General features: G+C 59.3%; 28 protein-coding genes. 6 read left to right on the forward strand and 22 right to left on the reverse strand.

The window, feature by feature from the left end; all coding sequences use genetic code 11:
• Positions 1-2: 2 nt before the first annotated feature.
• Positions 3-890, reverse strand: a complete 888-nt coding sequence (locus RHM60_RS17765; RefSeq protein WP_231422676.1) for a LysR family transcriptional regulator — start codon at positions 888-890, stop codon at positions 3-5.
• 133 nt (positions 891-1,023) lie between these two features.
• Between RHM60_RS17765 and lysM the strand changes: the two genes are divergently transcribed.
• A complete protein-coding gene (gene lysM, locus RHM60_RS17770) occupies positions 1,024-1,464 on the forward strand; it encodes a peptidoglycan-binding protein LysM (RefSeq protein ID WP_231422677.1) in 441 nt (146 codons plus the stop codon).
• Positions 1,465-1,571: 107 nt separating this feature from the next.
• Here lysM and yrfG read toward each other — a convergent pair whose 3' ends face one another.
• Positions 1,572-2,234, reverse strand: coding sequence for a GMP/IMP nucleotidase (gene yrfG, locus RHM60_RS17775; protein WP_209987315.1), 663 nt, complete (start codon positions 2,232-2,234; stop codon positions 1,572-1,574).
• Between the two features lie 87 nt (positions 2,235-2,321).
• On the opposite strand from yrfG, the gene nudE reads away from it, so the two are divergent.
• On the forward strand, positions 2,322-2,888 hold the full coding sequence (gene nudE / locus RHM60_RS17780; RefSeq protein WP_209987319.1) for an ADP compounds hydrolase NudE: 567 nt from the start codon (positions 2,322-2,324) through the stop codon (positions 2,886-2,888).
• Positions 2,885-3,721, forward strand: a complete 837-nt coding sequence (cysQ, locus tag RHM60_RS17785) for a 3'(2'),5'-bisphosphate nucleotidase CysQ (protein WP_209987323.1) — start codon at positions 2,885-2,887, stop codon at positions 3,719-3,721. The genes nudE and cysQ overlap by 4 nt, the downstream gene beginning before the upstream one ends.
• A gap of 67 nt (positions 3,722-3,788) precedes the next feature.
• On the opposite strand, the gene RHM60_RS17790 is transcribed toward cysQ, so the two are convergent.
• The 7 genes from RHM60_RS17790 to rfbB are packed head-to-tail and all read right to left on the reverse strand — an operon-like array spanning position 3,789 to position 10,872.
• Entirely contained in the window at positions 3,789-4,244 is a 456-nt protein-coding gene (locus tag RHM60_RS17790; RefSeq protein WP_322212356.1) for a thioesterase domain-containing protein, read from the reverse strand.
• A gap of 26 nt (positions 4,245-4,270) precedes the next feature.
• Positions 4,271-5,656, reverse strand: a complete 1,386-nt coding sequence (locus tag RHM60_RS17795) for a sigma-54-dependent transcriptional regulator (RefSeq protein WP_209987328.1) — start codon at positions 5,654-5,656, stop codon at positions 4,271-4,273.
• On the reverse strand, positions 5,653-7,461 hold the full coding sequence (locus RHM60_RS17800) for a sensor histidine kinase (protein WP_231422679.1): 1,809 nt from the start codon (positions 7,459-7,461) through the stop codon (positions 5,653-5,655). Before RHM60_RS17800 ends, RHM60_RS17795 begins: the two co-directional genes overlap by 4 nt.
• 36 nt (positions 7,462-7,497) lie before the next feature.
• Positions 7,498-8,379: a dTDP-4-dehydrorhamnose reductase gene (gene rfbD / locus RHM60_RS17805; RefSeq protein WP_322212357.1), complete on the reverse strand. Its 882-nt coding sequence runs from the start codon at positions 8,377-8,379 to the stop codon at positions 7,498-7,500.
• On the reverse strand, positions 8,376-8,921 hold the full coding sequence (gene rfbC, locus RHM60_RS17810) for a dTDP-4-dehydrorhamnose 3,5-epimerase (protein ID WP_231422681.1): 546 nt from the start codon (positions 8,919-8,921) through the stop codon (positions 8,376-8,378). The genes rfbD and rfbC overlap by 4 nt, the downstream gene beginning before the upstream one ends.
• Positions 8,918-9,793 carry a glucose-1-phosphate thymidylyltransferase RfbA gene (gene rfbA, locus RHM60_RS17815; protein ID WP_209987340.1) on the reverse strand — a complete coding sequence of 292 codons (876 nt, stop codon included), beginning with the start codon at positions 9,791-9,793 and terminating at the stop codon, positions 8,918-8,920. Before rfbA ends, rfbC begins: the two co-directional genes overlap by 4 nt.
• A complete protein-coding gene (gene rfbB, locus RHM60_RS17820; protein ID WP_209987342.1) occupies positions 9,790-10,872 on the reverse strand; it encodes a dTDP-glucose 4,6-dehydratase in 1,083 nt (360 codons plus the stop codon). Before rfbB ends, rfbA begins: the two co-directional genes overlap by 4 nt.
• A gap of 290 nt (positions 10,873-11,162) precedes the next feature.
• On the opposite strand from rfbB, the gene aguA reads away from it, so the two are divergent.
• The 3 genes from aguA (at position 11,163) to RHM60_RS17835 (ending at position 14,395) form a co-directional block, all read left to right on the forward strand.
• Positions 11,163-12,269, forward strand: a complete 1,107-nt coding sequence (gene aguA / locus RHM60_RS17825) for an agmatine deiminase (protein WP_322212358.1) — start codon at positions 11,163-11,165, stop codon at positions 12,267-12,269.
• A gap of 234 nt (positions 12,270-12,503) precedes the next feature.
• Entirely contained in the window at positions 12,504-12,707 is a 204-nt protein-coding gene (locus tag RHM60_RS17830; RefSeq protein WP_209987349.1) for a hypothetical protein, read from the forward strand.
• 386 nt (positions 12,708-13,093) lie between these two features.
• Entirely contained in the window at positions 13,094-14,395 is a 1,302-nt protein-coding gene (locus RHM60_RS17835) for an OprD family porin (RefSeq protein ID WP_209987352.1), read from the forward strand.
• 78 nt (positions 14,396-14,473) lie between these two features.
• Here the strand turns inward: RHM60_RS17835 and RHM60_RS17840 are convergent, their stop codons facing one another.
• From RHM60_RS17840 to RHM60_RS17905, 13 genes are all read right to left on the reverse strand, one after another.
• Positions 14,474-16,051, reverse strand: a complete 1,578-nt coding sequence (locus RHM60_RS17840) for a M48 family metallopeptidase (protein WP_322212359.1) — start codon at positions 16,049-16,051, stop codon at positions 14,474-14,476.
• A 15-nt stretch (positions 16,052-16,066) separates the two neighbouring features.
• Positions 16,067-16,432, reverse strand: coding sequence for a hypothetical protein (locus RHM60_RS17845; protein WP_322212360.1), 366 nt, complete (start codon positions 16,430-16,432; stop codon positions 16,067-16,069).
• A gap of 21 nt (positions 16,433-16,453) precedes the next feature.
• Positions 16,454-17,815, reverse strand: a complete 1,362-nt coding sequence (locus RHM60_RS17850; protein ID WP_322212361.1) for a CHASE2 domain-containing protein — start codon at positions 17,813-17,815, stop codon at positions 16,454-16,456.
• A gap of 291 nt (positions 17,816-18,106) precedes the next feature.
• Positions 18,107-18,334: a hypothetical protein gene (locus RHM60_RS17855; protein ID WP_322212363.1), complete on the reverse strand. Its 228-nt coding sequence runs from the start codon at positions 18,332-18,334 to the stop codon at positions 18,107-18,109.
• A gap of 32 nt (positions 18,335-18,366) precedes the next feature.
• Positions 18,367-19,356, reverse strand: a complete 990-nt coding sequence (locus tag RHM60_RS17860) for an Abi family protein (protein WP_322212365.1) — start codon at positions 19,354-19,356, stop codon at positions 18,367-18,369.
• Positions 19,357-19,759: 403 nt separating this feature from the next.
• Positions 19,760-20,563 carry an MltR family transcriptional regulator gene (locus tag RHM60_RS17865; RefSeq protein WP_322212366.1) on the reverse strand — a complete coding sequence of 268 codons (804 nt, stop codon included), beginning with the start codon at positions 20,561-20,563 and terminating at the stop codon, positions 19,760-19,762.
• A gap of 33 nt (positions 20,564-20,596) precedes the next feature.
• Positions 20,597-21,745: an integrase gene (locus RHM60_RS17870; protein WP_322212367.1), complete on the reverse strand. Its 1,149-nt coding sequence runs from the start codon at positions 21,743-21,745 to the stop codon at positions 20,597-20,599.
• Positions 21,742-21,954 (reverse strand): hypothetical protein, encoded by a 213-nt coding sequence (locus RHM60_RS17875; protein WP_322212369.1) that lies wholly within the window; start codon positions 21,952-21,954, stop codon positions 21,742-21,744. The genes RHM60_RS17870 and RHM60_RS17875 overlap by 4 nt, the downstream gene beginning before the upstream one ends.
• A 428-nt stretch (positions 21,955-22,382) precedes the next feature.
• The gene (locus tag RHM60_RS17885; RefSeq protein WP_322212372.1) at positions 22,383-22,673 is read right to left on the reverse strand and encodes a hypothetical protein; all 291 of its coding nucleotides are present in this window, start codon (positions 22,671-22,673) and stop codon (positions 22,383-22,385) included.
• A 5-nt stretch (positions 22,674-22,678) separates the two neighbouring features.
• The gene (locus RHM60_RS17890; RefSeq protein ID WP_322212373.1) at positions 22,679-25,390 is read right to left on the reverse strand and encodes a toprim domain-containing protein; all 2,712 of its coding nucleotides are present in this window, start codon (positions 25,388-25,390) and stop codon (positions 22,679-22,681) included.
• The gene (locus RHM60_RS17895; RefSeq protein WP_322212374.1) at positions 25,390-25,623 is read right to left on the reverse strand and encodes a hypothetical protein; all 234 of its coding nucleotides are present in this window, start codon (positions 25,621-25,623) and stop codon (positions 25,390-25,392) included. Before RHM60_RS17895 ends, RHM60_RS17890 begins: the two co-directional genes overlap by 1 nt.
• A gap of 71 nt (positions 25,624-25,694) precedes the next feature.
• A complete protein-coding gene (locus tag RHM60_RS17900) occupies positions 25,695-26,045 on the reverse strand; it encodes a hypothetical protein (RefSeq protein WP_322212375.1) in 351 nt (116 codons plus the stop codon).
• Entirely contained in the window at positions 26,042-26,521 is a 480-nt protein-coding gene (locus tag RHM60_RS17905; protein ID WP_322214638.1) for a YmfL family putative regulatory protein, read from the reverse strand. Before RHM60_RS17905 ends, RHM60_RS17900 begins: the two co-directional genes overlap by 4 nt.
• Between the last annotated feature and the right edge of the window lie 12 nt (positions 26,522-26,533).

The following is a 26,533-nucleotide window of genomic DNA, read 5'->3' on the forward strand; positions in this document are numbered from 1 at the left end:
GATCAAGAAGCTGTCGGCGATTTCTGAAGCAGTGCGAAGCAGGCCTCCGCCAGGGCCGAGCGCGGTGCGCTGCGGCGCATGATCAACCCCAGGCGCGCGAGGGTGTGGGCATCTTCGATGGGTTGCAGGCGCAGATGCTCGGTGAGCGCATCCAGGCCGCCCTCCAGTGGCATCACTGCACAACACAGCCCGCCGTGCACCGCTTGAAGCAACTGATGAACGGCGTCGGTCTGTAACAACGGCTGTGGGTTGAGGCCACGGCTGTGGAAGTTGTGGTCGATGGACTGGCGAAAGTGCATGCCGCTGGTGAGCATGCCCAGGGGCAGCTCAATCAGCGACTCCCAGCTCAACGGCGTATCGCCGAAGCTGAAGAAGCGTTGATCGTAGAGCAGACCCATGCGCGTTTCGCCAAGGACCAGGGAGTCGAAGCGTTCGTTGTCCAGGCGCTCCAGGTACGAAACGCCAAGGTCCAGCCGGTTGCTCGACAGTTGTTCCAGAATCTGTTCGGAGCTGAGGGCCGACAATTCAAAGCGAAGGCTGGGGTGCTCCTTGTGCAGTTGCTGCATCAGCGCCAATGGGTCAAAGCTCGACAGCGGCACCACGCCCAGGCGCAGCGTACCCACCAGATTGCCGCGACAGGCGGCCGCCTCGGCCTGTAAGCCGTCATACGCCGCCAGCACGGTACGGGCCCAGGCCAGCACGCGTTCGCCGGGGGCGGTGAAGCCTTCGAAACGTTGGCCGCGATTGACCAGCGGCAGGTCCAACTCGTCTTCCAGGCTGCGCAGGCGCATCGACAGCGTCGGCTGGGTGATGTGGCAACGCGCCGCCGCCTGGCCGAAGTGACGGGTTTCGTCGAGGGCGATGAGGAATTTCAACTGTTTGATGTCCATCTTCGCTCCGGGGCTTATTCCAATGGCAGGGGATTCTAGCGCGTTTGGGTCTGTGCTCGGGCCGGAACCCATCCAGGTGTGGACGGGTCTAGTCTTGAGCAATCTGGAACACAACTACCAAGGAGAGCGCACCATGAGTCTTTTGAGTTTTGTCAAGGAAGCAGGCGAGAAGCTGATCGACCTGCTCACACCGGGTAATGCCAATGCCAGCGATGATTTGAAAAAACACATCGAGAAGGTCGGGTTGGGCAATCCGGACGTGCACGCCACTGTCGAAGGTGACAAGGTCACGCTGACGGGAACCGTTGCCAGTCAGGAAGAGAAGGAAAAAGTCCTTCTGGCTGCCGGCAATATTGCAGGCGTTGCGAGCGTCGATGATCAGATCACCGTATCCGGCCCGGCTGTGGCTGCCGCCCGTTTCGTGGTGGTGAAAAAAGGCGACACCCTCAGCGCGATTTCCCTGGCGGTGTACGGTAACGCCAACCAGTACAACAAAATCTTCGAGGCCAACAAGCCGCTGTTGTCGCATCCGGACAAAATCTATCCGGGCCAGACACTGCGTATTCCCGAGTAATACGCAAATCAAAAATGTGGGAGGGGGATTGTTCCCGATAGCACAGTGTCAGTCACCGAGGTGATTCTGATGCACCGCTATCGGGAGCAAGCCCCTTCCCGCAGTGGTCAGAGCCCGGCAATGAGATCGCGGTAATCGTCGACCGCGGTAAATTCAGCGGTGTCCTTGGGTCCCTTCCTGCTGTCCGGCTCTTTCACCGCCAACAAATGCCCCACGCCGAAATCCCGCGCACTGCGCAGAATCGGCAAGGTGTCATCGATAAACAGACTGCGTGCGGGATCGAAGCCGATATCGGCCTGCAGGGCATCCCAGAACTGTGGGTTTTCCTTGGCGAAACCATAGTCGTGGGAACTGATCAATCGCTCGAAATACGGCGCCAGTTCAATGCGCTCCAGCTTCAGCGACAACGAGTCACGATGGGCGTTGGTGATCATGATCACCCGCTTGCCGGCCTGTTTGATCGCCGCCAGAAACGTGTCGGCATCCGGTCGCAGGGCGATCAGGTCGGCGGTTTCCAGCTTGAGTTCGCGCACCGGGAGTTTCAGTTCGGTGCTCCAGAAGTCCAGGCAATACCATTGCAATTGTCCAGCGTTACGCTCGAACAGAGGCTGCAGCTCCATCGCGGCCATGGCCCGACTCACCCCGTGCAGGTCAGCGTAGCGTTGGGGCAGGTGCTCCATCCAGAAGTGATTGTCGTAATGCAGGTCGAGCAGGGTGCCGTCCATGTCCAGCAGGACGGTGTCGATGGCGTGCCAGGGCAAAGCGGGCATGGGGCGGTCTCATGTAAGTAAAGATATCCGACACAGACAATCGGAAAAGCCACGGTATAGTAACCCGATCACGCCAAGGAGCCTCTCATGCGCCAGAAACCCACCGTCCTCGCCCGCGAAATCGTCGCCAGTAGCCGTTTGTTCCGCGTGGAGGAAGTGCAACTGCGCTTTTCCAATGGCGTTGAACGGACCTACGAGCGTCTGGTTGGACGCGGCGCCGGTTATGGCGCGGTGATGATCGTGGCGATGATCGATGCGGACCACGCGCTGCTGATCGAGGAATACTGTGGCGGGATCGACGAGTATGAGCTTTCCTTGCCAAAGGGATTGATCGAGCCTGGCGAGGACGTACTGGCGGCGGCAAACCGCGAGCTCAAGGAGGAAGCGGGCTTCGGCGCGCGGCAGTTGGAGCACATTACCGAGCTGTCGTTGTCGCCTGGCTACATGAGCCAGAAAATCCAGGTGGTACTGGCCACCGAGCTGTACGAAGAACGCCTGGAAGGCGATGAACCCGAGCCGATGCGTGTAGACAGGGTCAACCTGCGCGAGCTGTCGCAACTGGCGCAAAACGAGCAGTTCAGCGAAGGCCGTGCATTGGCTGCGCTGTACCTGGTACGAGACCTGTTGACCCAGCGAGGAGCGTTCAGCGCATGAGCGAACTGTTTTTAGGCCACCCGTTGATCGCCCCCGTGATTGAGTTGGCACGCCAGGCCGGTGAGGTGATCCTGCCGTATTGGCGCGCCGATGTGGCGGTCACCGCCAAGGCAGATGATTCGCCGGTGACGGCGGCGGACCTGGCCGCTCACCACCTTATCCTCGCCGGCCTGACTGCGCTGGACCCGAGTATTCCCGTGTTGTCCGAAGAGGACGCCGATATCGACCAGAGCGTGCGCGCCGGTTGGCAGCGCTGGTGGCTGGTGGACCCGCTGGATGGGACCAAGGAGTTCATCAGCGGCAGTGAAGAGTTTACCGTCAACGTGGCGTTGATCGAACAGGGCCGCGTGGTGTTTGGCGTGGTGTCGATGCCCACCAGCGGTCGTTGCTACTTCGGTGGTGCAGGCCTGGGCGCGTGGCGTTCGGATGTAAACGAAGCGCCCCGGCAGATCCAGGTACGCAAGACCCCGGCTGCAGGCGAAGCGTTTACCGTCGTCGCCAGCCGCCGCCACAGCAGTCCCGAGCAGGAGCGCTTGCTGGACGGCTTGAGCCAGGGCCTGGGTGAGTTGAAGCTGGCGAATATCGGCAGCTCACTGAAGTTCTGCCTGTTGGCTGAAGGCAGCGCCGATTGTTACCCACGGCTGGCGCCCACGTCGCAGTGGGATACGGCGGCGGCTCAGGGTGTACTGGAAGGCGCGGGCGGTGAGGTGTTGGAGTTGAACGGCGAGCGGTTCAGTTATCCGGCGCGGGAATCGTTGCTCAACCCTTTCTTTCTGGCGTTACCGGCGAAGGCGGCGTGGCGCGATCGCCTGTTGAGCCTGGCCAGGTCTTAAGACCTGCGCAAATTAAAAATGTGGGAGGGGGCAAGCCTGCTCCCACATTTGCTTTGTGTAATAACGACTAGCGGTGCAGGACGTATTGGCCGGTAAAAGTCACTGCGCGGTCTTCGCTGCCCTCATTCACAATCCATGTGTCCAGCGTCAACCGCGCCCGGCCATGGCGTTTGTAGGTCGCCACGAAACGCTTCCACACCTTCTCCTCCGGCGCCGCGCAAATCACCGTGGCATCCTGCGTCACCGGCAACGGATAACTGATCTGTCCTTCCTGAATCACGATGTGCCCGTCTTCAATGCCGTGTTCGCGCAGTCTCAGGTGCAACCAACCCCAGCCTGCCAGGACGGCGCCGCAGTAGAGGCTGCCGCCAAACATGGTGCTCTTGTGGTTGATATTGGCTGGCAAGGGAAGATGCAGTTGCAGCTGGTGGTGTTGCCAGTCGAACACCTTGAGCCCCATTTCCCGAGTGAGGGGGATGTCGTGATGAAGGATGGATTCCAGGTAACGGCTGTCGCGGCTCATGGCAGTCTCTTGGCAGGTGGACGGGGTCATTCGTCGTCAGTGCTGTGGCTGGCGCTGTCGGCGAAGTTCAGGCCGTGCTTGCGCAGTTTGTCGTGCAAGGTCTTGCGCGGTACGCCCAGCGCTTCGGCAAGGCTGCGCAGGGAGCTGTGAGGGCGGGTGAGTTCGGCGGCGATCAGGCTTTTTTCGAACTGCTCGACCTGTTCGCTCAAGCCGCCCGATGTGGACGTCAGCACGCTGGCGCCAGGATTGCCCGGCGTGCTGTCCAGCGCCAGTTCCAGGCCCAGGGCGAAGCGCTCGGCGGCGTTCTGCAGTTCGCGCACGTTGCCCGGCCAGCTATGGCGCAACAGCAACGCGCGTTGGCCCGGTTGCAGTTCGTGCAGCGGCAGGCCGTGGCGGCTGCTGGCCTCGTCGGCAAAGTGCTGGAACAGCATCAACGCATCCTCACCGCGCTCGCGCAGCGGCGGAATGCGCAGCGGCGCGACGTTGAGGCGGTAATACAAGTCGGCCCGAAAGCGCCCCTGGTCGGCGGCTTGGCGCAGGTCTTCCTTGGTGGCCGCGATGATGCGGATGTCCAGCGGGATCAACTGGTTGCCGCCCAGGCGCTCGACCACGCGCTCCTGCAACAGGCGCAGCAGCTTGACCTGCACATCCAGGCTCATGCTTTCGATTTCATCCAGAAACAGCGTGCCGCCGTTGGCGAACTCGAACTTGCCGATCCGACGTTTCTGCGCGCCAGTGAACGCGCCCGGTTCGTGGCCGAACAGTTCACTTTCGACCACCGATTCGGCCAGTGCCCCGGCGTTGATCGCCACGAACGGCCCGCTGCGCCGGCTCGACAGATCATGCAGCGCACGCGCCACAACCTCCTTGCCGGCGCCGGTTTCGCCGAGGATCAACACGTCGGCACGGGTCGCGGCCAGGGCACCGATCTGTTCGCGCAGGCGCAGCATCTGCGGCGAATGGCCGACCAGGCGCGTGCTCAACTGCTGACGGTCACTGAGGGCCAGGCGCAGGCTGCGGTTGTCCAGCACCAGCCGGCGCAGGGCCAGGGCGCGGCGCACACTGTCGAGCAGGGCGTCGCTGGCGAAGGGTTTTTCGAGGAAGTCATAGGCGCCCGCGCGCATGGCCTGCACGGCCAGCGGCACGTCGCCGTGGCCGGTGATCAGCAGCACCGGCAGGTCCGGGTCCTGGCCGTGCAATTCGGCGAGCAGCTCCAGGCCATCCATGCCGGGCATGCGGATATCGCTGACCACCACGCCTGGCCAATCGCGGGACAGGCGCGCGGTGAGGCCATTGGCTTCGCCCAGCGGCAGGACGTTCAACCCGGCCAGGTCCAGGGTCTGGCACAGGGCCTGACGCAAGTGTGGATCGTCGTCGATCAACACCACCTGGATCTGGTTATCGATACTCATACACTGCGGTCCTCGGACGGTTGCAGACTCACGCCCGGCGAGCCGGCGCGCAATTTCAGGGTTAACAGCGCGCCGCCTTCCCTGTGGTTGGCGAACAGCAGTTCGCCGCCAAAGGCACGCATCAAGGTTTCGCAGATCGCCAGGCCCAGGCCGAGCCCTTGAGTACGCGTCTTGGTGGTATAGAACGGCTCACTGGCGCGGCCCAGGGCTTCCATGCAAAAGCCCGGGCCGTTGTCGCGGATGTACAGGTTGACGCCTTGCGCAGTGGTTTCGGCACTCAGCCACAGTTTGCGCGGCGGGCCTTTTTCGGTGAGGGCGTCGAGGGCATTGGCCAGCAGGTTGCCCAGCACCTGGCGCAAGCGGGTTTCGCCGGCCTGCACCCACAAGGTGGCTTCCGGCAGGTCGCGGATCAGCTCCACCTCCATCGACCGACGCCGCTTGGCCAGCAACGCCAACGCGTCGTCGAGCGCCGGCTGCAGCGCCACGCTCTCCGGCGCGTGACGGTCGCGACGGGCGAACGCGCGCAAGTGGGCGATGATCGAGGCCATGCGCCCGGTCAGTTCGCTGATCAGCTTGAGGTTGCCACGGGCATCGCTGGTGCGTTCATGATCAAGCAGGATTTCGGCGTTTTCCGCGTAGCTGCGAATCGCCGCCAATGGCTGGTTGAGTTCATGGCTGATACTCGCCGACATGGTGCCCAGTGCCGAGAGCTTGCCGGCCTGCACCAGGTCATCCTGGGCGCGCACCAGTTCCTGCTGGGCGTGTTCGCGTTCCAGCACCTCCTGTTTGAGGCGCCGGTTGAGGCCTTCAAGGTCGCTGGTACGCTCGACCACGCGCATTTCCAGCTCGCGGCGCGCCTTCGCTTCGAAGGCGATGCGCTCCAGATAATGGCGACGGCGCTGCATCAGCAGCCCAAGCAGCAGCATCAGCACCAGCAGCGTGGCACCGCCGACTGCCACCACGGTGCGTACCGGGCGGTTGATCAAGGATTGTGGCGCGAGGATTTCCACGTTCCAGCCGGTCTCGGCGATGGCCGTGGACTGACGCAGCCAGGCCGTATTGCTGAGGCTCAGCGGCTGCGGGTCGCGAGTGGGGTAGGGCTGAATGGCACTGATGGCCTGGCGCTCTTCGGCGCTCAGGGGCCGCGTGGCGCGAAAGCGCCATTGCGGGCGCGACGTGAGGATCACCACGCCATTGTGGTCGGTCACCAGCAGTTGTTCCGGGGTGTTGCCCCACAGGCTTTCGGTGTGGTCCAGGTCGACCTTGACCACCAGCACGCCAATGATTTTGTCGTGGTCGCGCACGGCGGCAGCGAAGAAGTAGCCGCGCTTGGCCGAGGTGGTGCCCAGGCCGAAGAAGCGTCCCAGGTGCCCGGCCATGGCCTCACTGAAATACGGGCGGAACGAGAAGTTGCGTCCGACGAAACTGTCCTGTTTGTCCCAGTTGGACGCGGCGAGCGTCTTGCCGGACGTGTCCATCAGGTACATCACTTCCGCCCCGGCCTGGGCGGCGACGTCCTTGAGCAGCAGGTTGGCGCCGACCAGGTTGGTGCTGACCTGCGGCGCCTCCAACGCGGTACGCAAGGCTGGCAAGTCGCCGAGGATCTGCGGCAGCACCTCGTAGCGATGCAGCGTACCGAGCAGGTTGGCGACGTAGAGGTCGAGGGTCTGACGGTTCTGCCCGGCCAGTTCGTTGCGGTAATAACGCTCGGCGAGGTGCTCCAGCGGCCACAACAGCGGTGCCAGGCACAACGCCAGCAGCGCCAGGCTGCGCCAGCGGGGTCTTCGCGGAAGGGGTGGAGTCATGGGGACCGTGCGCCTGTGGGTACAGGCGCATTATGCCTAGTGCTGACCGGCAAGACACTCGCGCAATGCATCCTGCCACTGCGGTTGGCTGACCTGCCACTGTTGCTGCAGACGGCTGCAATCCAGGCGCGAGTTCAACGGGCGCCTGGCGGGCGTCGGGTAGGCGCTGGAGGGAATCCCTTCCAGTTCGGCGCAGGGTTTGCCGGCGGCCCGCAACTGCTCGCCAATGGCCTGGGCAAAGCCGAACCACGATGTTTCGCCCTGTGCCGTCAGGTGATACACGCCCCAATCGCCCGCCTGGCCGGCCTGCCAGCGCTCGACTAGCATGCGGGTGCTGCTGGCGATGGTCCCGGCCCAGGTCGGCGCGCCGATCTGGTCGGCGACGATGCGCATGTGCGGTTTCTCTTGCAGCAGCCGCTGCATGGTCAGCAGGAAGTTTTTACCGGTGGTGGAATAAACCCAGCTGGTCCGCAGCACCAGGTACTCACCGCCCACGGCCGCGATTGCCTGCTCTCCAGCCAATTTGCTCTGGCCGTAGACACCCAGCGGGTTGGTCGCGTCCGCCTCGGTGTACGGCGCAGGCTTGCTGCCGTCGAACACGTAGTCAGTGGAGTAGTGAATCAGCGGGATGCCCAGCGCCTTGGCTTCCTCGGCAAGCACACCGGGCGCGATGGCATTGATGGCAAAGGCCGCATCCGGCTCGCTTTCAGCCTGATCGACGGCCGTGTGTGCGGCTGCGTTGATAATCAGGTTGGGGCGGTGGGCGCGTACTTGCTGGCGGATCTGGTCAGCGTTGGCCAGGTCCAACTGATCGCGGCCTAACACGATGAGTTCGCCCAGGCCCCCCAACTGCTGTTGCAGCGCCTGGGTAACCTGGCCATGCTGGCCGGTGATCAGAATTTTGAGAGCGCCGCTCATGGGAACACGTCAGCGTCTTTCAGACTTTTGCCGTTCTGGTCTTTGGCGGACAAGGTCGGTGCACCGCTCATTTGCCAGTCGATGCCCAGCTCGGCGTCGTCCCAGCGAATGCAGCGTTCTGCCGACGGAGTGTAGTAGTCCGTAGTTTTGTACAGAAACTCCGCGTAGTCGCTGAGAACCACAAAGCCATGGGCGAACCCTGGTGGAATCCACAGTTGTCGGCTGTTGTCGGCTGATAACCGCACACTGGCCCACTTGCCGAAATTGGGCGAGCTGCGACGGATATCCACTGCCACATCCAGCACTTCGCCCGCCGTCACGCGCACCAGTTTCCCCTGGGCATGTTCGATCTGATAGTGCAGACCGCGCAACACGCCTTTTTGCGAGCGCGAGTGGTTGTCCTGCACAAATTGCTGTTCCAGTCCTGCGACTTGAGCGAAGTCGCGCGCATTGAAACTTTCGTAAAAGAAACCGCGCTCATCGCCAAAAACCTTGGGCTCGATGATCAATACACCCGGCAGCTCAGTAGCGGTCACATTCATTCATTGTCCCCGGCGAGTTTGTACAAGTATTGACCATAGCCGGTTTTGCCAAAATATTTTGCGCGCTCAAGCAAATAGTCACGATTGATCCAGCCATTTTCGTAGGCGATTTCTTCGAGGCACGCCACTTTTAGGCCCTGACGGTGCTCGATGGTCTGCACGTACGTCGAGGCTTCAAGCAGGCTGTCGTGGGTGCCGGTGTCCAGCCAGGCAAAGCCACGGCCAAAGCGCTCAACATGCAGATCGCCACGCTTGAGGTAAGCGTTGTTGACGTCGGTGATTTCCAGCTCTCCACGTGGAGAAAGCTCGACAGCCTTGGCGATCTCGATCACGTCGTTGTCATAGAAATACAGGCCAGTCACCGCGTAAGACGACTTGGGTTTGGCCGGTTTCTCTTCGATGGACAGGGCGCGGCCTTCCTTGTCGAAGTCGATCACGCCGAAACGCTCCGGGTCCTTGACCCAATAGCCGAACACGGTAGCGCCGGACGGACGCTCGGCAGCCGCACGCAGTTGCTCACCGAAATGCTGGCCGTGGAAGATGTTGTCGCCCAGGATCAGGCAAACCGGGTCTTTGCCGATGAATTCTTCACCGATGATGAACGCCTGAGCCAAACCGTCCGGTTTGGGCTGTTCGGCGTAGGTGAAGCGCACGCCAAACTGGCTGCCATCGCCCAGCAGGTTGCGGTATTGCGGCAAATCGACCGGCGTTGAGATGATCAGAATGTCCTTGATCCCCGCCAGCATCAGCACCGAGATCGGGTAGTAGATCATCGGCTTGTCATACACCGGCAGCAGTTGCTTGGACACGCCCAGGGTGATGGGGTGCAAACGGGTGCCGGAGCCGCCGGCCAATACGATTCCCTTCATCATGCGATCAAATCCTTCACGTCGGTGTTGCCCAATCGTTCACCCTGATAACTGCCGTCCTGGACCCTGCGGCACCATTGCAGATTATCGAGGTACCACTGCACGGTTTTGCGCAGCCCTGTTTCAAAGGTTTCTTCCGGGGTCCAGCCCAGTTCACGTTCGATCTTGCCGGCGTCGATGGCGTAGCGCTGGTCGTGGCCGGGGCGATCCTTGACGAAGGTGATCAGGTCGGTGAATTGCTCTACGCCGGCCGGGCGCTGTGGCGCCAGTTCTTCGAGCAGGCCGCAGATGCCGCGAACCACGTCGATGTTCTTTTGCTCGTTGTGTCCGCCGATGTTGTAGGTCTCGCCTACCACGCCTTCGGTCACCACTTTGAGCAGCGCGCGTGCGTGATCTTCGACGAACAGCCAGTCGCGAACCTGCAACCCGTCGCCATACACCGGCAATGGCTTGCCTGCGAGGGCGTTGAGAATCACCAGCGGGATCAGTTTTTCGGGGAAGTGGAACGGCCCGTAGTTGTTCGAGCAGTTGGTCAGCAGCACCGGCAGGCCGTAGGTGCGCTGCCAGGCGCGAACCAGGTGGTCGGACGCGGCCTTGCTGGCCGAATAGGGCGAGCTTGGGGCGTAGGGCGTGGTTTCGGTGAACAGGTCGTCCACGCCGTGCAGGTCGCCATACACTTCATCGGTGGAAATGTGATGGAAACGGAACGCGCTCCTGGCAGGCTCCGCCAGCTTCTGCCAGTAGGCGCGGGTGGCTTCCAGCAGACTATAGGTGCCGACGATGTTGGTCTGGATGAAATCCGACGGGCCGTCAATCGAGCGGTCGACATGGGACTCGGCCGCCAGGTGCATGATGGCCTGCGGCTCGAAACGCGCCAGCACCGCGCTGACGGCGTCCTGATCGACGATATCGGCCTGCACGAACTCATAGCGGCTGTTGGAGGCGATGCTGGTCAGCGACTCCAGGTTGCCGGCGTAGGTGAGTTTGTCCAGGTTGAGCACTTCGTGCTCGGTGTGTTGAATCAGGTGACGAATCAGGGCGGAGCCAATAAAACCGGCGCCGCCGGTAACGAGAATGCGCATGTCGGGGGCCTTTTCCTTAGACGGACATTAAGCGGATGAAGCATAGCTTGAGTGGTGGCGTCAGGTGGCGCAAGCGTAACGTGCGCACAGGGGTTGCCTTACCCCCCTGAACAATGGCGATATACATGCCTGAAAATGCCGGGGTCGTCACAGTACTGCTTGCCACGTTGATCCCGATTGTTATCGGTTATTTTCCGTCATATTTTTCGTCTACCCTCTTTGATTTCTGTTAAAGCCGATTTTTATCCGTTATAAAGTCGGCCTTCACCCCATTCGGAGCCATGATTGCCATGACCACTTTGCACAGCACACCTCGCGCCGATGGCTTCCATATGCCCGCCGAATGGGCGCCACAGACCCAGACCTGGATGATCTGGCCCGAACGCCCGGACAACTGGCGCCTGGGTGGCAAGCCGGTGCAGGCGGCTCACGTGGCCGTGGCCAAGGCTATCGCACGGTTTGAGCCGGTGACGGTGGCCGTGTCTGCCGGCCAGTACGAAAACGCCCGCGCCCGCCTGGATGTGCCGAATATTCGTGTGGTGGAAATGTCCAGCGACGACGCCTGGGTTCGCGACACCGGCCCTACATTTGTCATTAATGACAGTGGCGAAGTGCGCGGCGTGAACTGGGATTTCAATGCCTGGGGCGGGTTTGACGGCGGTCTGTATGCGCCGTGGAACCGCGACGCGCAGGTGGGCGGCAAGATTCTCGAGATCGAGCGCATGTCCCGTTACCGCACCGAAGGCTTCGTGCTGGAAGGCGGCTCCATTCACGTCGACGGCGAAGGCACGCTGATTACCACCGAAGAATGCCTGCTGAACCGCAATCGCAATCCGCACCTCGACCGCGCGGCGATCGAGGCGGTGCTCAGCGATCACCTGGCTGTGGACAAGATCATCTGGCTGCCGGACGGCCTGTTCAACGACGAAACCGACGGCCATGTGGATAACTTTTGCTGCTACGTAGGCCCAGGTGAAGTGTTGCTGGCCTGGACCGACGACCCGCAAGACCCCAACTACGCACGCTGCCATGCCGCCATGGATGTGCTGCAAAGCAGCACTGACGCCAAGGGCCGCGCGTTTATCGTGCACAAAATGCCGATTCCGGGGCCGCTGTATGCCACCGAGGACGAGTGCGCCGGTGTGGATCCGGTGGATGGCAGCCAGGAACGCAACCCGAGCGTGCGGTTGGCCGGCTCCTACGTGAACTTCCTGATCGTCAACGGCGGCATCATCGCCCCCAGCTTCGACGACCCGCTGGACAGCCAGGCCAGGGACATTCTTCAGGGCCTGTTCCCGCAGCACGAAGTGGTGATGGTACCGGGGCGTGAACTGTTACTGGGCGGCGGTAATATCCACTGTCTGACCCAACAGCAACCGGCTCCGCACAAAAACTGAGTGCAGTTGTAACAGCGTTGCGAGTAGTGGCTTGAAGCCATGTTTTCGCAGCGTTTCAGCAAGCCCGCGACCTGGCAGGGTCGCGGGCTTTTCTGTGTCTGGATGCCTACGCGCCGGGGACATTGGCATAGCTCTTGTATCGCGGTTGTAACGGTGGCTCAAGGTGGATGACGGTGCTGTTCTGTCATAAACCTTGAGTAAGTTAGCCGCTCACGCAGTAGGGAGAGCGTAGAAATGAATGCCGAGAGCAATTCGATCAAGACGTTTACGCATCACCCGGCGCGGGTGAATAGCGATGCAATTCATGCGCTGGCACAGTGGTTGAAGGCAAACGACTCGCGCCAGCCCGACCTGCGTAGCCTGATGAATGACCGCTACCCGGCGGGGCTATTCAGCGAGGACGAGATGAAGGCGCTGTGCGAGCTGGCACGTAACTGAAGAAAACACCAGTATCAAAAAAATGTGGGAGGGGGCTTGCTCCCGATTGCGGTGGCTCAGTTGGCTTGTTTGTAACTGACGCCCCGCTATAGGGAGCAAGCCCTTCTCAGATTTGACTGGTGGTGGCTCAAGGAGCGCAGTCCGCGGCTTAGAATCTTTTCGTCTGAACTCAGAACATTCACGAAATTGACACAAAGTTCAACGCGCGACTAGGATTGCGCCCAACGCCTGTGGCTAACCGCCATGACTCATCCAATAAAAAAAGGCCCGCGGCAGTTCAGTCGTCCGCGGGCCTTCTTTTTTTTGGAACAAAGTCGACACCAGAAAAAGCGATACGGGGCCTGGTGTCACAGCGCGTACTCAAACGGTAATAAGGAATATAAAAAATGTTGAAGCAACGGATGAGTCTGATCGCTCTGGGGATTTTGAGCGCATCGGCAGCCATGGCAAACGACCAGGAGCAATCCAAGGGTTTTGTCGAAGACAGCCACCTGAACATCGCCGCACGTAACGCCTACATCAGCCGTGACTATAAAAACGGCAAGCAGGACAAAGCCGAATGGGGCCAGGGTTTTATCGGCAAGCTGGAATCGGGTTTCACCCAAGGCACCGTGGGTGTGGGTGTGGACGTGATCGGCCAGTACGCCATTCGTCTGGATGGCGGTAAAGGTCGCGCCGGCGCCGGCGGTATCGACTTCTTCAAACAGGGTAACGGCACCACCGATAACCCGGGCTCCGCACCCCACGACCTGGCCAAGGGCGGCGCGGCGGTGAAATTCCGTGTGTCCAACACCGTGCTCAAGTACGGGGACCAGTTCCCGGCCGTGCCGGTATTGCAGTACGACAATTCGCGCCTGTTGTCGGAAACCTACACCGGTACCTCGATCGTTTCCAAAGAAATTGCCGGCCTGCAACTGGACGCCGGTCACTTCACCAAGGAAGCGCGCAAGAGTGCCGAAGGCACCGACAGCGGCCGCCTCAAGAACATCGACTATATCGGTGGCAGCTACAAATTCACCGAAAGCCTGTCGGCCGCGCTGTATGCGTCCCACATGCAGGACGTGCTGAAGAAGCAATACGTCAACGTCAACTACGTGCTGGCCCTGCCAGAGAAGCAGTCGCTGACCTTTGACTTCAACGGCTACAAAACCAAGCTGGACCGCAGCTTCGCCCTGGAAAACCAGAAAGACGCTGACGCCCGCGACAACAAGATCTGGAGCCTGGGCGCGACCTGGGCCGTTGGCGCGCACAGCTTCACCGTCGCTCACCAGCGCAGCACCGGCGACACCGGCTACCTGTACGGCGGTTATCGCAACGCAGGCGGCATCGGCGATGGCGGCAACACCATCCTGCTGGCCAACTCCTACTGGTCAGACTTCAACGGCAAGGACGAGCGCTCGTGGCAAGTCGGCTACGGTATCGACTTCACCACCTTTGGTGTGCCGGGCCTGACCTACAACGTTGCCTACGTGCGCGGCACCAACATTGACGACGGCACCGGCCGTGGCGATGGCACCGAGCGTGAAATCTGGAACCAGTTCAAGTACGTGGTCCAGAGCGGCCCGGCCAAAGACCTCAGCCTGCGTGCGCGTGCGTCCTGGTTGCGGGTGTCGAACAACGCCGATCAGTACAACGTGGGCGGTAATGAAATCCGGTTGTTTGCTGATTACCCGATCAATGTTTTCTGATTGATTGGGCGTAGTGCTTGATTCAAGGCGATAAAAACCCCGACTGGTTCGGGGTTTTTTATGCCTGCCTGTTCGGCGTCAGGCTTTTTGCGGGGCGAGCTTCTTGCAGTTTTCCTTGCGTGTGGGGTATTGCTCGCACTTGCGCAGCACGGTTTGCACCTGTTGCGTGTCTTTGAGCAGCTGGTTGGCCAACAGCTTCTCGGTGATGAACAGCTCCTCCGAACCCAGGTTGCGCTCGGCCTTGTCGATCATCGCCAGCGCCGCCTGGCCGTCGCCACGCTTGAGGTGGTAGCTGATGATCAAGTCGTAGGTGGAAGGGCCGGCCAGGGACCAGTCCTTGATCGCCTGCAACTCTTTCACCGCTTCGCTGCCTTTGCCCTGGGCCAGGCGCACGGTGTACGCGGTGCGTCGAATACCTGGCTGATCCTTGACCGGCGACGCCAGTGCCTTGCGGATAAACGCATCGGCATCGGGCACCTTGTTTTTTTCCAGGGCGTCATTGGCAAAGTACGCGTCTTTGTAGCCCTGCATCGCCTTCGCCACCTGCGGCGTGTTCTTCATCATCGCCCAGCTTTTGGGGTTGACCCGTGCGCGGCGTTCCTGACGATATTCGCGCTGCAGGTACTGGCGCAGCTCGGTGTCGCGGTCCATCGCCGCCATGTGTGAGCGGTTGAAGTACTGCGTGGTGGCGGTGATGCTGGTGGCTAGGCCGTCCTTGATCAGCACGTCCAGCTCCTTTTGAAACTGGCTGAGATTGAACTGCTGCAACGAGTCCTGCATGGCGTTTTTGCGTGCGGTGAGAAAGCCCGCGAGCAACGGCTTCTGCTTGCCCTGGAAATCGTTGAGGCGCTCCAGGCTGTGGGTGGCAGCGCGCGGCGCATAGCCTGCGCGAATCATCAGGTCGGTGCCGAGCAGATCGGCCTGGTCTTCCTGGCTGCGGCCCCAGGCGGTGCTCCATACATGATCGGAAAAGGTATTGGCCAGCGCGGTGTAGAGCACGGTGTTGCCGATGGTCTTCTGGGTGCCGGCCGGGTCCTTGCTGAACACCTTCATGGTGCCGGAGCTGCGGTCCACGCGGGTGTCGGCGGCCATGGTGGCCAGGGCGACAGTGGACGCCACGGTAGTGAACATCTCTTTCTGCTGCTGGAACGCAGCCATGCGGTCGTGGTGATGCAGCAAAATGTGGCTCATCTCGTGGCCCAGCATCGCAGCGATTTCATCTTCGCTGGCGACGTTGTCCAGCATGCCCAGCGGCACGAACAGGTTGCCGTACGGGTCAGCCGCCGGCCCGAAGCTGTAGCTGTCGGTGATCTTCACCTGCAAGGTCGGCAGCTCGCCCGGCCAGCCCTTGGACAGACGCGTGACGATGCCCTGCAAATACACCTGCAGCATCGGGATATCCACCAGGTTCTGCTGGCGCGCTTCCGCGGCCGGCACTGCGCGCCCGTCGTAGCTCAGGCGCTGCTTGCTCTGGCGCTGCGGGTCGAGCTTGTAGTACTGACGCACGTCGGTGTTGTCCACGTAGTGGCCCTGGACCCTGGATTGGGTCGACGGCCCCACCAGGTTGAGGAACGCCTGGTCGGCGCCCTTCAAGGTTGCGCAACCGCTGAGCAGCGCGCTTGCCAGCAGGCTGGTTGCCACGAGAAATCCCTTCACCCTGACACTCCTTTGTTATTGATTGCAGCCGGCACCGAAACCGATGGTGGAATGATTGCGGCTGCTTTTTGCCTGGCTTTTGGTCAGGCCTTCGCAGGGTAGGCCCACCACCTTCAGGGGCGGCTCGATGCGCAGATCCATGGTATCCAGCCACACCTTCTGACCAGCCAGTTCCACCTGCACGATTTCCAGCGCTGAGTTGTACTGCAGCACCGTCAGCGGTTGGGTGGGTGCGTCTTTTTTCGCCAGGTCGCGCTGAGGTGCGCCTTGTTCATCCAGCACAGTCACCGGGTCGGCGAGGAACGCGTTGATGGTGTGGGTTTCTGCCCAGGCGCCCTGAGTGAAGAGGGCGGCGAGCAATACGATGAGGCTTCTGTTCATCCTTGGGTTCCTTGAGTTGAATCATGTAGCGGCCGGTTCAGAGCGCTCGCCATCGAAGAAGGCTTTGATGCGCTCGCTGAACAACACCAATGACAGCGAAATGATGCCCAGCACGTTGACTGGGGTGATGCTGTTACAGCTCAGCACAATGCTCAAAGCAATGAGCAATGACATCACCAATAGCCAGGACGGGTAGGGTGAGGAGAAAAACCATGCTTCCTGGCGCAGGCAAAAGGTAAAGGTGCTGTGGCCTGCCTGCCTGCGCGTCTGAAGCTCTTTGAGCAAGGTAATCAACGCCAGAAGACTTAGTTCCAACAGGTCTAGCCCATTGACAGGCAGGCTGGGAAGATCGGCGGGTTCATGGTTGTAGTCCATGCCCTTGTTGATCAGGTTATCCAGGGCCATGGCATGCAGATACACGCCGGGCAGTTGGCCGTGTACGGGTGACTCCACCAAGTCGCCGGTGGACTCAATATGGGCACCGACCAGCACCAGGCGCCCACGCAGCAGTTCGGCGATCAGGGCCTGATCTTCGGGGCTGGTGACTTCCAGGTCGCTGGCGGTCAGCGTCAGCGTGTAGGGGTAGATTTGCTGGCTCGAGTCATCCAGTTTCCAGAACACCGCCTGGAAAAACTGCATCACGGCGTCCAGCAGAAAATGTCGCGGCGGCGTGGCATTGGCGATGTCAGCGATACGCGCCTGGTCCGGCGACAGCTTCAGCCCCCATTGCACCGCAATCGGCTGGCGCTGCGCGGCGGCTTCGGCGTCCAACGGCGGCGTGTCGCAGTGCCGCGTTGCGCAGAACACGCGGTACAGCGCCAGCGCGGGCGTTTCCATCAGACCCACCTGCGTGTGCACCGCCAGCGGGTACTGGTCGTCCACACCTTCCCACTTCACCAGCGCCGGGCGACTGACCTGCGTAAAGGGTGCCAGCGTGTTGGCCTGGCCTTCTTCGCCACGCGTCTGCCCGGTATTGGCCAGCCACAACGGAATGCCCTGGCGCTGATAGCGCTCAAACACATTCGCCAGTAACTGACTGCCGCGCGCAGGGTCGCCCAACGAATGATCATGGCTGTAGAGCAGATCCGCAAACACCGCCTGGGGCTTGTAGGCGAGCAAACGCTTGAACAGCTTGCTCTGCTCGCCATAGGGCATCGGCCACGAAGTGCCGTTGCGCATCAGGTACTCATCATCGATCAACACCACCGCCACATGCTGCTGCCCAAAGCTGGGGTAACTGCTGGAGAGCATGCGGTTAAGCCACTGCGCCGACGCCTTATCGCTGGAACTGGCCAGGCCGAAAGGGTCGAGAATCGCAAGCGCGACGATGATGACCGCCAGTAAATAGCGACGTTTATTTAACAGCGGTGGAGTCGACAACATCCATGTCTCGATAGGAAAGCAAAAGCAAGGCGGGGGTTTTAACGGAGTGGGGCGGGGGTGTCAATTGGAAAAGTGGCGAAGTGCCACGGTTTGCGCTGCAGTGCATCGCTTATGTGGGAGTCTCCGCCAAATCTTCGACTTAGCGCTGACGCGCAGCAAACCGGAGCCTCTGTGGCGAGAGCCGGCTTGTTGTGGCGAGCGGGCTTGCCCCGCGTTGGGGTGCGAAGCGCCCCCCTTAATCGAGGAAAACACGATGTACCTGACACCCTCAACGTCGTGAGCGCTTGCCTGTCAGCGCCAGTATCCGAAGCTTCCAATATCGTCTCGCCGATCTACCCACTCGCCAGCACACGCAATGATTAAAACAACTAGCCAGCCAAGGTATGGCCTGAGTCGTCGGGTGCCAACGATCAACGTTAAATAGACCGCCATGCCCAAATAGATATGCAGCGCGTCTTTTGACAGTCCGGTTGGCGCCACAATGGCGAGCTTGATGCTTTGTGCGGTTGAGATATCCATATCAATTCCTCCTCTCTGCACCAATGCCAGACTTACGCTAGACCCCATTGCTGTTGATCTTTCCAATCATTTGGAAATCCCATGAGTAGCAGATGATCCACTTCCTGCTGATCCATGATTTCGGCCAGGCGAAGCTTCCACTGGCTGTCGGGGCTGATCAAGTCGGTCAGGTAGGCGAGCATCGTCAATACAACGTATAGCCGCTGTTTGGGCTGCGGCCGGTCGGCGGGAGCCGTTGGGATGGCCCATTCTTTCGGTAAGGATGGTCGAATCGAGAGCTCTCGGTTCCATAACCGTGAGTGGTGGGCACAGCAGTTGCGAATGAAGGTCAGTGTGTGCAGCCAGGAGGCCAATACTTCGAAGGGCAGACTGAATCGGGTAGCGATGGCTTTCTTGTCGGCGCTTTTGCCTATGGCATTGAAGAGGGTAGATACGGTCCCAAGGCTGAGTTCTTCCAGGACTGCCCAAGCGGGCGGCAGCTCAGGGTGGGCGTAGGTTGCACCGTAGTAGCGGAAATAGTTGTCACGCATGCGGTTTTCGATCCGCTGTTGCTGGAGCCCATCGGCTTGTCGGCCCTTTTTGATGCGGTCGATATCACGTCTGAGTTTGCTGCGCTCCTTACTCATTTGCTCCCGTAACGGACGCAACAGATCGGGGTGAGAGTATGACGAGGAGAAAACTGACGCGTCAGCTATCCAGTCAGGCCCGTATTTTGGACACATATGATTGCTGATGGTCGCTCGTATGGCGACTTCAACACGTTCGATGGCATCCATGGTGATGCGCCGCAAAGAACCATCGAAGCGGTAAATCTCGACGATCGCCTTCAGTGTGCTACCGGGCTTGAAAGTGTGTTCAGGGTCTGGCTCCTGAAAGGGGCGCATGTAGGGACTCAGGCGAAACAGCGTGGCCACTTCGAGAAAACGCATGGCCCGATCATCGTTGGCGATGTGCAGGCCTCGTTGCTTTAGCAGTTCCAATTGCTGTTCTACGCTGAGAGCCGGTTTATCGAAGGGCCTCATGTAGTTTTCTCAGGGCAAAAAAAACCCGCACGATTTGAGCTTGATGACTGGGTCAACCTAGGCTTGGCGGGTGTGTTGGGGTGCATTATAGGTAGGTGTAAGAGACGGTCAACGTTGCACTGACGTGAAAATTGTAACGGCAGGCGCGCGAGCAAGGTTTGTCTGTCGATGCTGATAATGCGGCGGCGACCTTTACCCAGCTTCCAGGAGGTTTAAACCTTCCAGAAACCACAAAGCCCCGCGTTGCGGGGCTTTGAGATATGGTGCCGGCACCAGGAGTCGAACCCGGGACCTACTGATTACAAGTTAGTAAAACAAAATATAAAAATCAATGAGTTACGTTTATATCTGTTACGTGGCGTATGAGCTTGAGGCCCGTAAACGTTGACCCTTTCTATGCTTGTTACGTCCGAATACCGTGCTTGCGTCGCGGTTTCCTAGGGGAAGGTATGCTGGCTATTTTTTCTTCAATTTCCTTTTCTAGTAGTCGAAGTGATTGTCTGTCAGTAGGGGATAAGGCGCCCCCAATGAACGCGGTTCGCGCGTGAAATCTCACTAGCACCTCCCGATAAAATTCCAGTTCAGCACCGCTGGTGTCTCGCATGCGATCATAAACTTCGGTCAACTGGTCCCTGGCATTCTGAATTTGTTCACTGGCTTCTCCCGCGAACCCGAACATGATTTCTGCTTTCGGCTCTTCTACTCGCCGGCCTTCTTGGTTAATGGCGTTGGCGCTAGCGATGAGATTCAGGAGAAGCGCATACCCCGATGAGCGCAATTTTTCTTCGGCTATAGCCGGGTACGCCTGCAGGAAGGGCGCGTAATTCATAGACCTGATATGTCCGGAGATTTTTTGGTCTGTTAGGGCTATGGGTTTCCACGTGTGTGCATAGGAATTCCTGATTGCACGCAGTTGCTCTAAATCATTGAATTGCTTTTTCGACACAAGCCCGAATGAAAACGCTGCTTTGATTCGTGAAGAAAAATTCCCTAACGGAGCATTGAATCCGTCGACCAAAGCTATCGTAGTTGGCCCTGGGAGCATGAACGCTTTGAGCAGGTTACCGAGGGCCTCTTCTGCAAAAGAGGCCAAGGATAAAACCAGACCTCGATCGTCCAGCTCATCTAGAAAAGGCCCTAGTGCGTTCAAGTTTCCAAAGACGTCATCATCCACCGCAGATGAATCATCTTCGTTATCTTCGTCCATATATTTTTCTCCTGGTGGTCCGGCTGTGCTACTTCAAATAACCGATGGGGATACTACCGGAATACTAAAATCGTAAACGTCCATCATTTTCGGGTCTCGATGCCCACTGGCCTCTTGCTTGTCCGCACGTGTTCCGCCTGTGTCGGTGATGCCACGCCGCTTCAAGTCATGCAGGCCGAACCTTTGATCTGACGTGATCATCTCTTCAACGAGTGCCAGGGTTATGAAGCGCTGCCAAGCTGTGTCGAGGCTAGATTTGCGAAGCGGCCCACCGTGACTGGCCACAATTACGTGCCGACGAGATGGCAGGATCGGGACCACACTGTTGCGTTTGGCCCATATCTTGGCCCTATAGGCCTTCGCGTTGTCCCACGCTCTGCGCAGCCGTGGCGTCCAGCGAACGATATTGTCACGGCTGCCCTTACGGCGATTGGTTAGAATCCCGCTCTCCAGCTCGTTTTCGTCAGTAAGGGTCACAACCTCGATGCCGCGCAACCTGCAGAGGTAGGCCAGCTCCATCACGTAGCCAAGATATTCGGGACAGCTACCTTTTTCGTTGCGCTGCAGCAAACCTCTGGCAATTGCCCGGTCGATGAGAGCATCCATAACCAGGTGATTCGGCAGGCGGCGCTGTTTGCGCTCTACCGGCGCTTCAATACCGAGGGCTGGGTTCACTTCCAGGAAGCCGCGATTGCGGCCCCACTGCAGTACACGGCGCAGGTAGCGCAGCACATGGGCGGCTTTCGATGGCGTGCCTTCGTCCGCCAGTCGATCAACGATTCGTTGCACCAGGGCAGAAGTGAATTTTCGAACAGCCAGATCTCCCAGCGGTTTTCCCAGCTTCGTGGGAATCTTCAAAAGAACATCGCGGGAATAGCGGTAGTCGTCGTGGGTTTTTGAACTGAGCTTCTTGTATCGATCGCTATCGTGGAACTGTGCACAAACGTAGCGAAGCGTTCCCCGGTCAACGTTTGAAGTCTCGTCCATGATCTGGTGCAGCTCTGCCAGTGAAACGGTCGCCGGCGCAATGTTGCGCCGGCGTTGTGTGCCGGTTTCGTCACGGTGAAGGGTGTACCAAACCCCTTCGTTTCGCTGGTCGAAGTAAACAGCCGCTGGGAGAGCGGCCTGGTCAATGTGAGCGGGAATGTGCGGATTATGCTTCCGCTTCCTTGCTTTCCTCATAGGATGTCTGCGTCGTATCGCTCTGCAGCGACAGGCTTCATGCCTGCGGCTTGGTTGATAAGGTCCAGCGTTGTCCATGGTCCTGTGCGGCCACGAAACAGGCGAACGCCCTGGTCAACCAGCGACCGTTCAACATCAGACCGGCGTTGATAGCCGGTGATGCGCTGCAGGTCGGTGAATACCAGGACGTTGTCCGATCGGGAGTTCATTGCTAACCCTCTGTGAGCTGGAGCACCCCGGGCAGTCTAGCGCCGCAGCCGGGGCATGATTATTAGAAATTGGGGATCAAACTGCTGGAACTATTGATTGGCCAGGAGATGGGACACAAATGCCTTTTCACCTGCAGTGAGATCACCTTGTAGGTGGGCCATATTGGTGACCGCCTCGAGACGGATCCGGGCGTCGGGCGTCTTGTTAACCTGGTAATCGAAAAGCGCGGTACCGACGATTCGGATAGCCATTAGGTGCCGCGCCGCCTGCATTCGTTCTGTTGGCACTGTGGTAGCCTTCGGGTCGCTGCTGCTTTGGTGCTCTGCTTGCATGGTGTTGCCCTCAGTGGTGGTTGGTACCGGGGAGCTGTAACTCCTCGGTGCCCTTCATTTGCCGGCATAGCCGATGTCCAGTTCGGTGATTAGGCTTATGCCTTTCGCACCAGGTGAATAACCAGGTCTTCAAACTCTCTTTCGTCGTTGCAGGACTGCCACTCCAGCACGGCCTGCACTTGTTCGCGGGAGCAGTCCATGACGAAAATCTCGCTCTGGCCACCGGTGGCACGAACCTCAAGGATCTGGACGAGGCCGCCAGCGCCGTAGGCTTCGGCAAACACGGTTCTGCCCTCGTAGCCCAGTCGAACCATTACCGCATTGATCCGGCGGATCTCCTCCGCTGCGTTGTCCTTGTCCCGCTCAACAATCAATCTGATGTGCATGGCGGTCACTCCCGAAAGACGAAGCAGCGCATGGTCGACGGGATGTGAGCCGTCGGAGCCATATCCTGCTGACGCGCTCGTATCGCACTCTCCACTCGTTTCTGAGTATCCAGGCACTGGTGAGCACGGCAGTCTTTGAGCAGTCGGCGCAGCACAGCTAGGTCCGGAATGCGCTGGCGGTGCTCCAGGGCGACCTCGGCGAACTGGTTAAGATTGATGGCGATCAAGCCTGGCTTTTTGCTGTGGTTGACCATCGGGGCCGAGGGCAGCGATTCCAGATAATCAAACACCTGCCAGAACTCGTTCACTTCCTTCGGATCGGTGCTGATCGCCGCCTGTCGCTCGTTGGCCGCTTTCAGAAGGTATTTGCGGCAGGCCTGGACCATGTGGTCCGGGATAGCGATGACCAGTTGCAGGCAGTCCAGCAGGGCCAGCATCATGCTATGGTTCTTGATGACCCGATCGGATGCCAGGTTACGGGTGGCCCAAAGCTCGGCGCGGTATTGGGGATACAGTTCCGCGAAGCGCTTGAGCACCAGTGGCTCGGCGCGCATTGCCTTCACCATGAAGTGGCTGACGTGCTCCAGTTCTGTCTGAACGATTGCATCAGCAGCCTTACGGCTTTTATCGGTGATCACTGGTTTGAGAAACGGCAAGCGGACGATACGGCTGATGATCGCTTCGTGGCCGGTAACGATGGCGTTCTGAGCAATTACGATGGACGCGCGAAAAGGCGGTTCGTAGGTATCGTTGCTGTTGGACTTGACGCCCCGGGTGCGCAGGGTGCCGCCGCCATAGAAGTCCTTGAACTGGTCCCACTCGAAGGCCTTGGTATTGTCCTCGTTCGTGTTTCGGTCAGCCTCAAGAAGCACCAATGGCAGGTTGGCCACCTGGCCCATTGCTCGGCTCAAGCCTGAGAAAGAACTTTTGGCCGGATCGAAACCCTCGTAGGTCCGCCCGAAGAGCTTCCAGATGAACTTGATCAGCGTGGTTTTGCCCGAATCGGGCTCACCCGACATTTCCAGGAATGGAAAGCTCTCATGTTCGGCCCGGATCTGTTCGGCAAACAGCGAGCCAAACCAATAGGTGAGGGCGAGAACGCCATTCTCGCCAAAGACAGTCCATAGGTTCGGCAGCCAGTCTTCGCGATAACCCTTACTGTCCAAGGCCATTTTTATTTTTACCGACTTCATCAGGCATTTGACCCGCTGCTTTCCGAACTCGAAATAGTCCTCGTCGTTGGCCTTGTAAATAGACCCGCCGTGGATGGCGATGTCGTTGAAGATGTACGCCTTGTGATCGCGGCTGTAGCCCAGGAAGTCGATGGTCTCGACGGTTTTCAGGCGTTCGGTTTGACGGATAATGATCTGGTCCAGGTGCTTCTGAGTGCCCAGCCAGGTCGCGCCCGAATACATCAAGCGGGTCTTAAACTCGCTGCTTGAGGAGATTTGCTTCGGCGTGAACGTGTAATTCTCGCCATGGTCGTCGTGGATCCCCAGCACCTGGAAGTAAAACCACGCCTCGTTGGTGACGTCGTTCACCTGCTTGTACAGCGCTTCAAAACGGCAGTTGGCCAAGAGCTTCAAGCTGCAGACGTTCTGCAGCACCTTGCGGCGTGCAGCCTTGTCGTTGAGCTGTTGATCTTCGTGGTCTTCGCTGGTTGCCAGTGCCTTTTGTTCTTCCTCGAGCTTCGACAAATCGAACTTGGCCCAGTAGGTTTGGTTGCTGAAGTCAAAAGCGAACTCTGGGAAACCTTCCTCCCAGGTGTACATCAGCAGCGCCTTTTCTTTCGGCGAGGGAGCCAACAGCATGTCACCCTCATGGCGCGCGGCATCCAGGTCACGCTTGCGCTTGTCATTGCGCGCTTTACCTTCTTCTTCGAACTGCCAGCGCTGGTGCAGGTCGTTCCAGTCGACTTTTTTATCCCGCTGGGGAATCAGCGCCGCCTTACAGGTGAAGCCCATTTCACGTGCTTGTTTGACCCAGCGCAGCAAGTAGCCGCGAGCAGTTGGCTCGTTGTCCAGGGCCCATACCAACGTGGGCAAGTTGCCCGGGCGCTGTTCGACCAGACGTTTCAGCGCTTCTACTGGGAAGTTCACACTCGACATGGCCGACACCGCGTCGACGTCGTTTTGCACCAGGGCGGTGGCGTCGAAGATGCCCTCGACAATCCACAGCTCTTTCACCTTGGCCAGGTCCACGCTCGGCGGGCACCACAACTCACCCTGGGCGCTATATTGGGGCTTAAAACGGGCTTTCATCTTGCCGAAGCGGGAAGGGCGATCGATCAGGCGTTCCCAGTAGCCACCGTTCGGCAGGGGGAATCGAATCGTGGCACTAGACTCTCTCGTTTCGTGGTTGACGTAGTTCTCTTGGGTGAACCAACCGGTCATGGCTCCGGCGTTCAAGCCCCGAGCAAATTCCAAGTAAGCACGTGCGGTTACGGTCGGATCGTTGTCAGTAGCCGGCGCGCGCTTGCTCCAGTCCTCAAACAGGTCCTCATAGATTTCTTTGACGTGCTCGATATGGCCGCAGCGCTCCGGCCGGCCGCAGCGGATCTGCCAGGGCTTGTCGTGGCGGGCATACAGCTCTTTCTTGTTGCAGGCAGGGCAAACCCCGCCACGCATGTAATTCGTGCCTAAACGTAGCTTCAGGCCGAAGTCATCTTCCAGCCGCTGAAGTAGTTGTGTGCGGATATCTTCATTCATCATTGACATTATTTCGCTGCTTTTAAGCTGTGAGAGAGCGCGGCCATCAGGCGTTTTTGTGCTGCCATTACCGGGACGTGGGCGAGGATTGCGCCGTGGCGCAGACCGTCTGCAACGAGGCGGAACTGGTCGTCGTACCAATATTCATTGAGGCTCAAGCGATACTGTTCACGCAGCGCAGCCAGTAACGCTTCGGCCTCGTCTGGCGGCAGTTGGGTGGTAACAATTACATCGTTTACCATCGTTGAACCTCGAATTCGGGCATAGCTCACCCAAACCCACGGGGTGTGGGGCGGGAATCGGTAAAGGGGTTTTAAACGCGGGTGGCGCGGCCGGCAGATATCAGGTGTTCGTAAATCAGGTAGACGGGAACTGACCAGGCGCAGCCTCGCACGGGGTCAGTTATGACCACCGCATGGGATTCGCTGGCGTGGAGGTCGACGCGCTGTCGAGCATTGATTTCAGCAAGCTCGCCGAGGGCCTCACAAGTAAGGCGCAGTGCCATGGACTTGTCAGCCTGGAAGCTTTCCACCAGGTGGTTGACTGTTCGCTCAATGAATTGGCCCTGATCGCCCAGGTGTTCGCCCTGGTGGCGTTCCAGGAAGGTAAGCGCAGCGGCCCGAATGGTGCTGCGATAATCCAGGTCCGTGGAGGCATCGTTCATTTGGCTTTCCCCGATTTGACGCGGTAGAGGTCGATTGCGGCGAATACTTCGGCGGTGCGAGCTGCCATGTGTAAGGTGTGGGCGTTGCGGATCAGCTCGGCTTCTTCGTCAGTGATCACTGCGTCTTCAAGCGCCTGGGCAATGATCTGGTCGACCGTTCCCTGCTTGGCTGAACTCTGCATGGCACGCGTATACATCTCGACGTTATCCAGGCTCTCTGGATGGGCGACTGGAACGAACATGCCGCCGTACATTGCTGCAACGTAGTTGGGCAGATGCTGAGTGCCGGTGACTTGCTCCAGCTGGAAAATCTGCGCATCGGTCAAAGGGCGGCAGTTATTGTTTTCATATGCGTGATTGTCGAATTTCTTGAGCGGCAGACCGATCCGGGCTGCGGCACATTCGCGGCCACCTGAGTAGTCGCAGATGATTGCGCTGACCACTTCCCTACGTGTTTTTAGAACCCGACTTTTCATTTTCTGCTGTTC

The organism is Pseudomonas sp. MH9.3 (assembly GCF_034354675.1).
In the GTDB taxonomy this organism is placed as follows: Bacteria; Pseudomonadota; Gammaproteobacteria; order Pseudomonadales; family Pseudomonadaceae; genus Aquipseudomonas.

Excerpts from the sequence above, each read along its gene's own strand:
- RHM60_RS17765 (WP_231422676.1), bottom strand. The coding sequence starts at position 890 with ATGGACATCAAACAGTTGAAATTCCTCATCGCCCTCGACGAAACCCGT.
- lysM (WP_231422677.1), top strand. The coding sequence starts at position 1,024 with ATGAGTCTTTTGAGTTTTGTCAAGGAAGCAGGCGAGAAGCTGATCGAC.
- yrfG (WP_209987315.1), bottom strand. The coding sequence starts at position 2,234 with ATGCCCGCTTTGCCCTGGCACGCCATCGACACCGTCCTGCTGGACATG.
- nudE (WP_209987319.1), top strand. The coding sequence starts at position 2,322 with ATGCGCCAGAAACCCACCGTCCTCGCCCGCGAAATCGTCGCCAGTAGC.
- cysQ (WP_209987323.1), top strand. The coding sequence starts at position 2,885 with ATGAGCGAACTGTTTTTAGGCCACCCGTTGATCGCCCCCGTGATTGAG.
- RHM60_RS17790 (WP_322212356.1), bottom strand. The coding sequence starts at position 4,244 with ATGAGCCGCGACAGCCGTTACCTGGAATCCATCCTTCATCACGACATC.
- RHM60_RS17795 (WP_209987328.1), bottom strand. The coding sequence starts at position 5,656 with ATGAGTATCGATAACCAGATCCAGGTGGTGTTGATCGACGACGATCCA.
- RHM60_RS17800 (WP_231422679.1), bottom strand. The coding sequence starts at position 7,461 with ATGACTCCACCCCTTCCGCGAAGACCCCGCTGGCGCAGCCTGGCGCTG.
- rfbD (WP_322212357.1), bottom strand. The coding sequence starts at position 8,379 with ATGAGCGGCGCTCTCAAAATTCTGATCACCGGCCAGCATGGCCAGGTT.
- rfbC (WP_231422681.1), bottom strand. The coding sequence starts at position 8,921 with ATGAATGTGACCGCTACTGAGCTGCCGGGTGTATTGATCATCGAGCCC.
- rfbA (WP_209987340.1), bottom strand. The coding sequence starts at position 9,793 with ATGATGAAGGGAATCGTATTGGCCGGCGGCTCCGGCACCCGTTTGCAC.
- rfbB (WP_209987342.1), bottom strand. The coding sequence starts at position 10,872 with ATGCGCATTCTCGTTACCGGCGGCGCCGGTTTTATTGGCTCCGCCCTG.
- aguA (WP_322212358.1), top strand. The coding sequence starts at position 11,163 with ATGACCACTTTGCACAGCACACCTCGCGCCGATGGCTTCCATATGCCC.
- RHM60_RS17830 (WP_209987349.1), top strand. The coding sequence starts at position 12,504 with ATGAATGCCGAGAGCAATTCGATCAAGACGTTTACGCATCACCCGGCG.
- RHM60_RS17835 (WP_209987352.1), top strand. The coding sequence starts at position 13,094 with ATGTTGAAGCAACGGATGAGTCTGATCGCTCTGGGGATTTTGAGCGCA.
- RHM60_RS17845 (WP_322212360.1), bottom strand. The coding sequence starts at position 16,432 with ATGAACAGAAGCCTCATCGTATTGCTCGCCGCCCTCTTCACTCAGGGC.
- RHM60_RS17850 (WP_322212361.1), bottom strand. The coding sequence starts at position 17,815 with ATGTTGTCGACTCCACCGCTGTTAAATAAACGTCGCTATTTACTGGCG.
- RHM60_RS17855 (WP_322212363.1), bottom strand. The coding sequence starts at position 18,334 with ATGGATATCTCAACCGCACAAAGCATCAAGCTCGCCATTGTGGCGCCA.
- RHM60_RS17860 (WP_322212365.1), bottom strand. The coding sequence starts at position 19,356 with ATGAGGCCCTTCGATAAACCGGCTCTCAGCGTAGAACAGCAATTGGAA.
- RHM60_RS17865 (WP_322212366.1), bottom strand. The coding sequence starts at position 20,563 with ATGGACGAAGATAACGAAGATGATTCATCTGCGGTGGATGATGACGTC.
- RHM60_RS17870 (WP_322212367.1), bottom strand. The coding sequence starts at position 21,745 with ATGAGGAAAGCAAGGAAGCGGAAGCATAATCCGCACATTCCCGCTCAC.
- RHM60_RS17875 (WP_322212369.1), bottom strand. The coding sequence starts at position 21,954 with ATGAACTCCCGATCGGACAACGTCCTGGTATTCACCGACCTGCAGCGC.
- RHM60_RS17885 (WP_322212372.1), bottom strand. The coding sequence starts at position 22,673 with ATGCACATCAGATTGATTGTTGAGCGGGACAAGGACAACGCAGCGGAG.
- RHM60_RS17890 (WP_322212373.1), bottom strand. The coding sequence starts at position 25,390 with ATGTCAATGATGAATGAAGATATCCGCACACAACTACTTCAGCGGCTG.
- RHM60_RS17895 (WP_322212374.1), bottom strand. The coding sequence starts at position 25,623 with ATGGTAAACGATGTAATTGTTACCACCCAACTGCCGCCAGACGAGGCC.
- RHM60_RS17900 (WP_322212375.1), bottom strand. The coding sequence starts at position 26,045 with ATGAACGATGCCTCCACGGACCTGGATTATCGCAGCACCATTCGGGCC.
- RHM60_RS17905 (WP_322214638.1), bottom strand. The coding sequence starts at position 26,521 with ATGAAAAGTCGGGTTCTAAAAACACGTAGGGAAGTGGTCAGCGCAATC.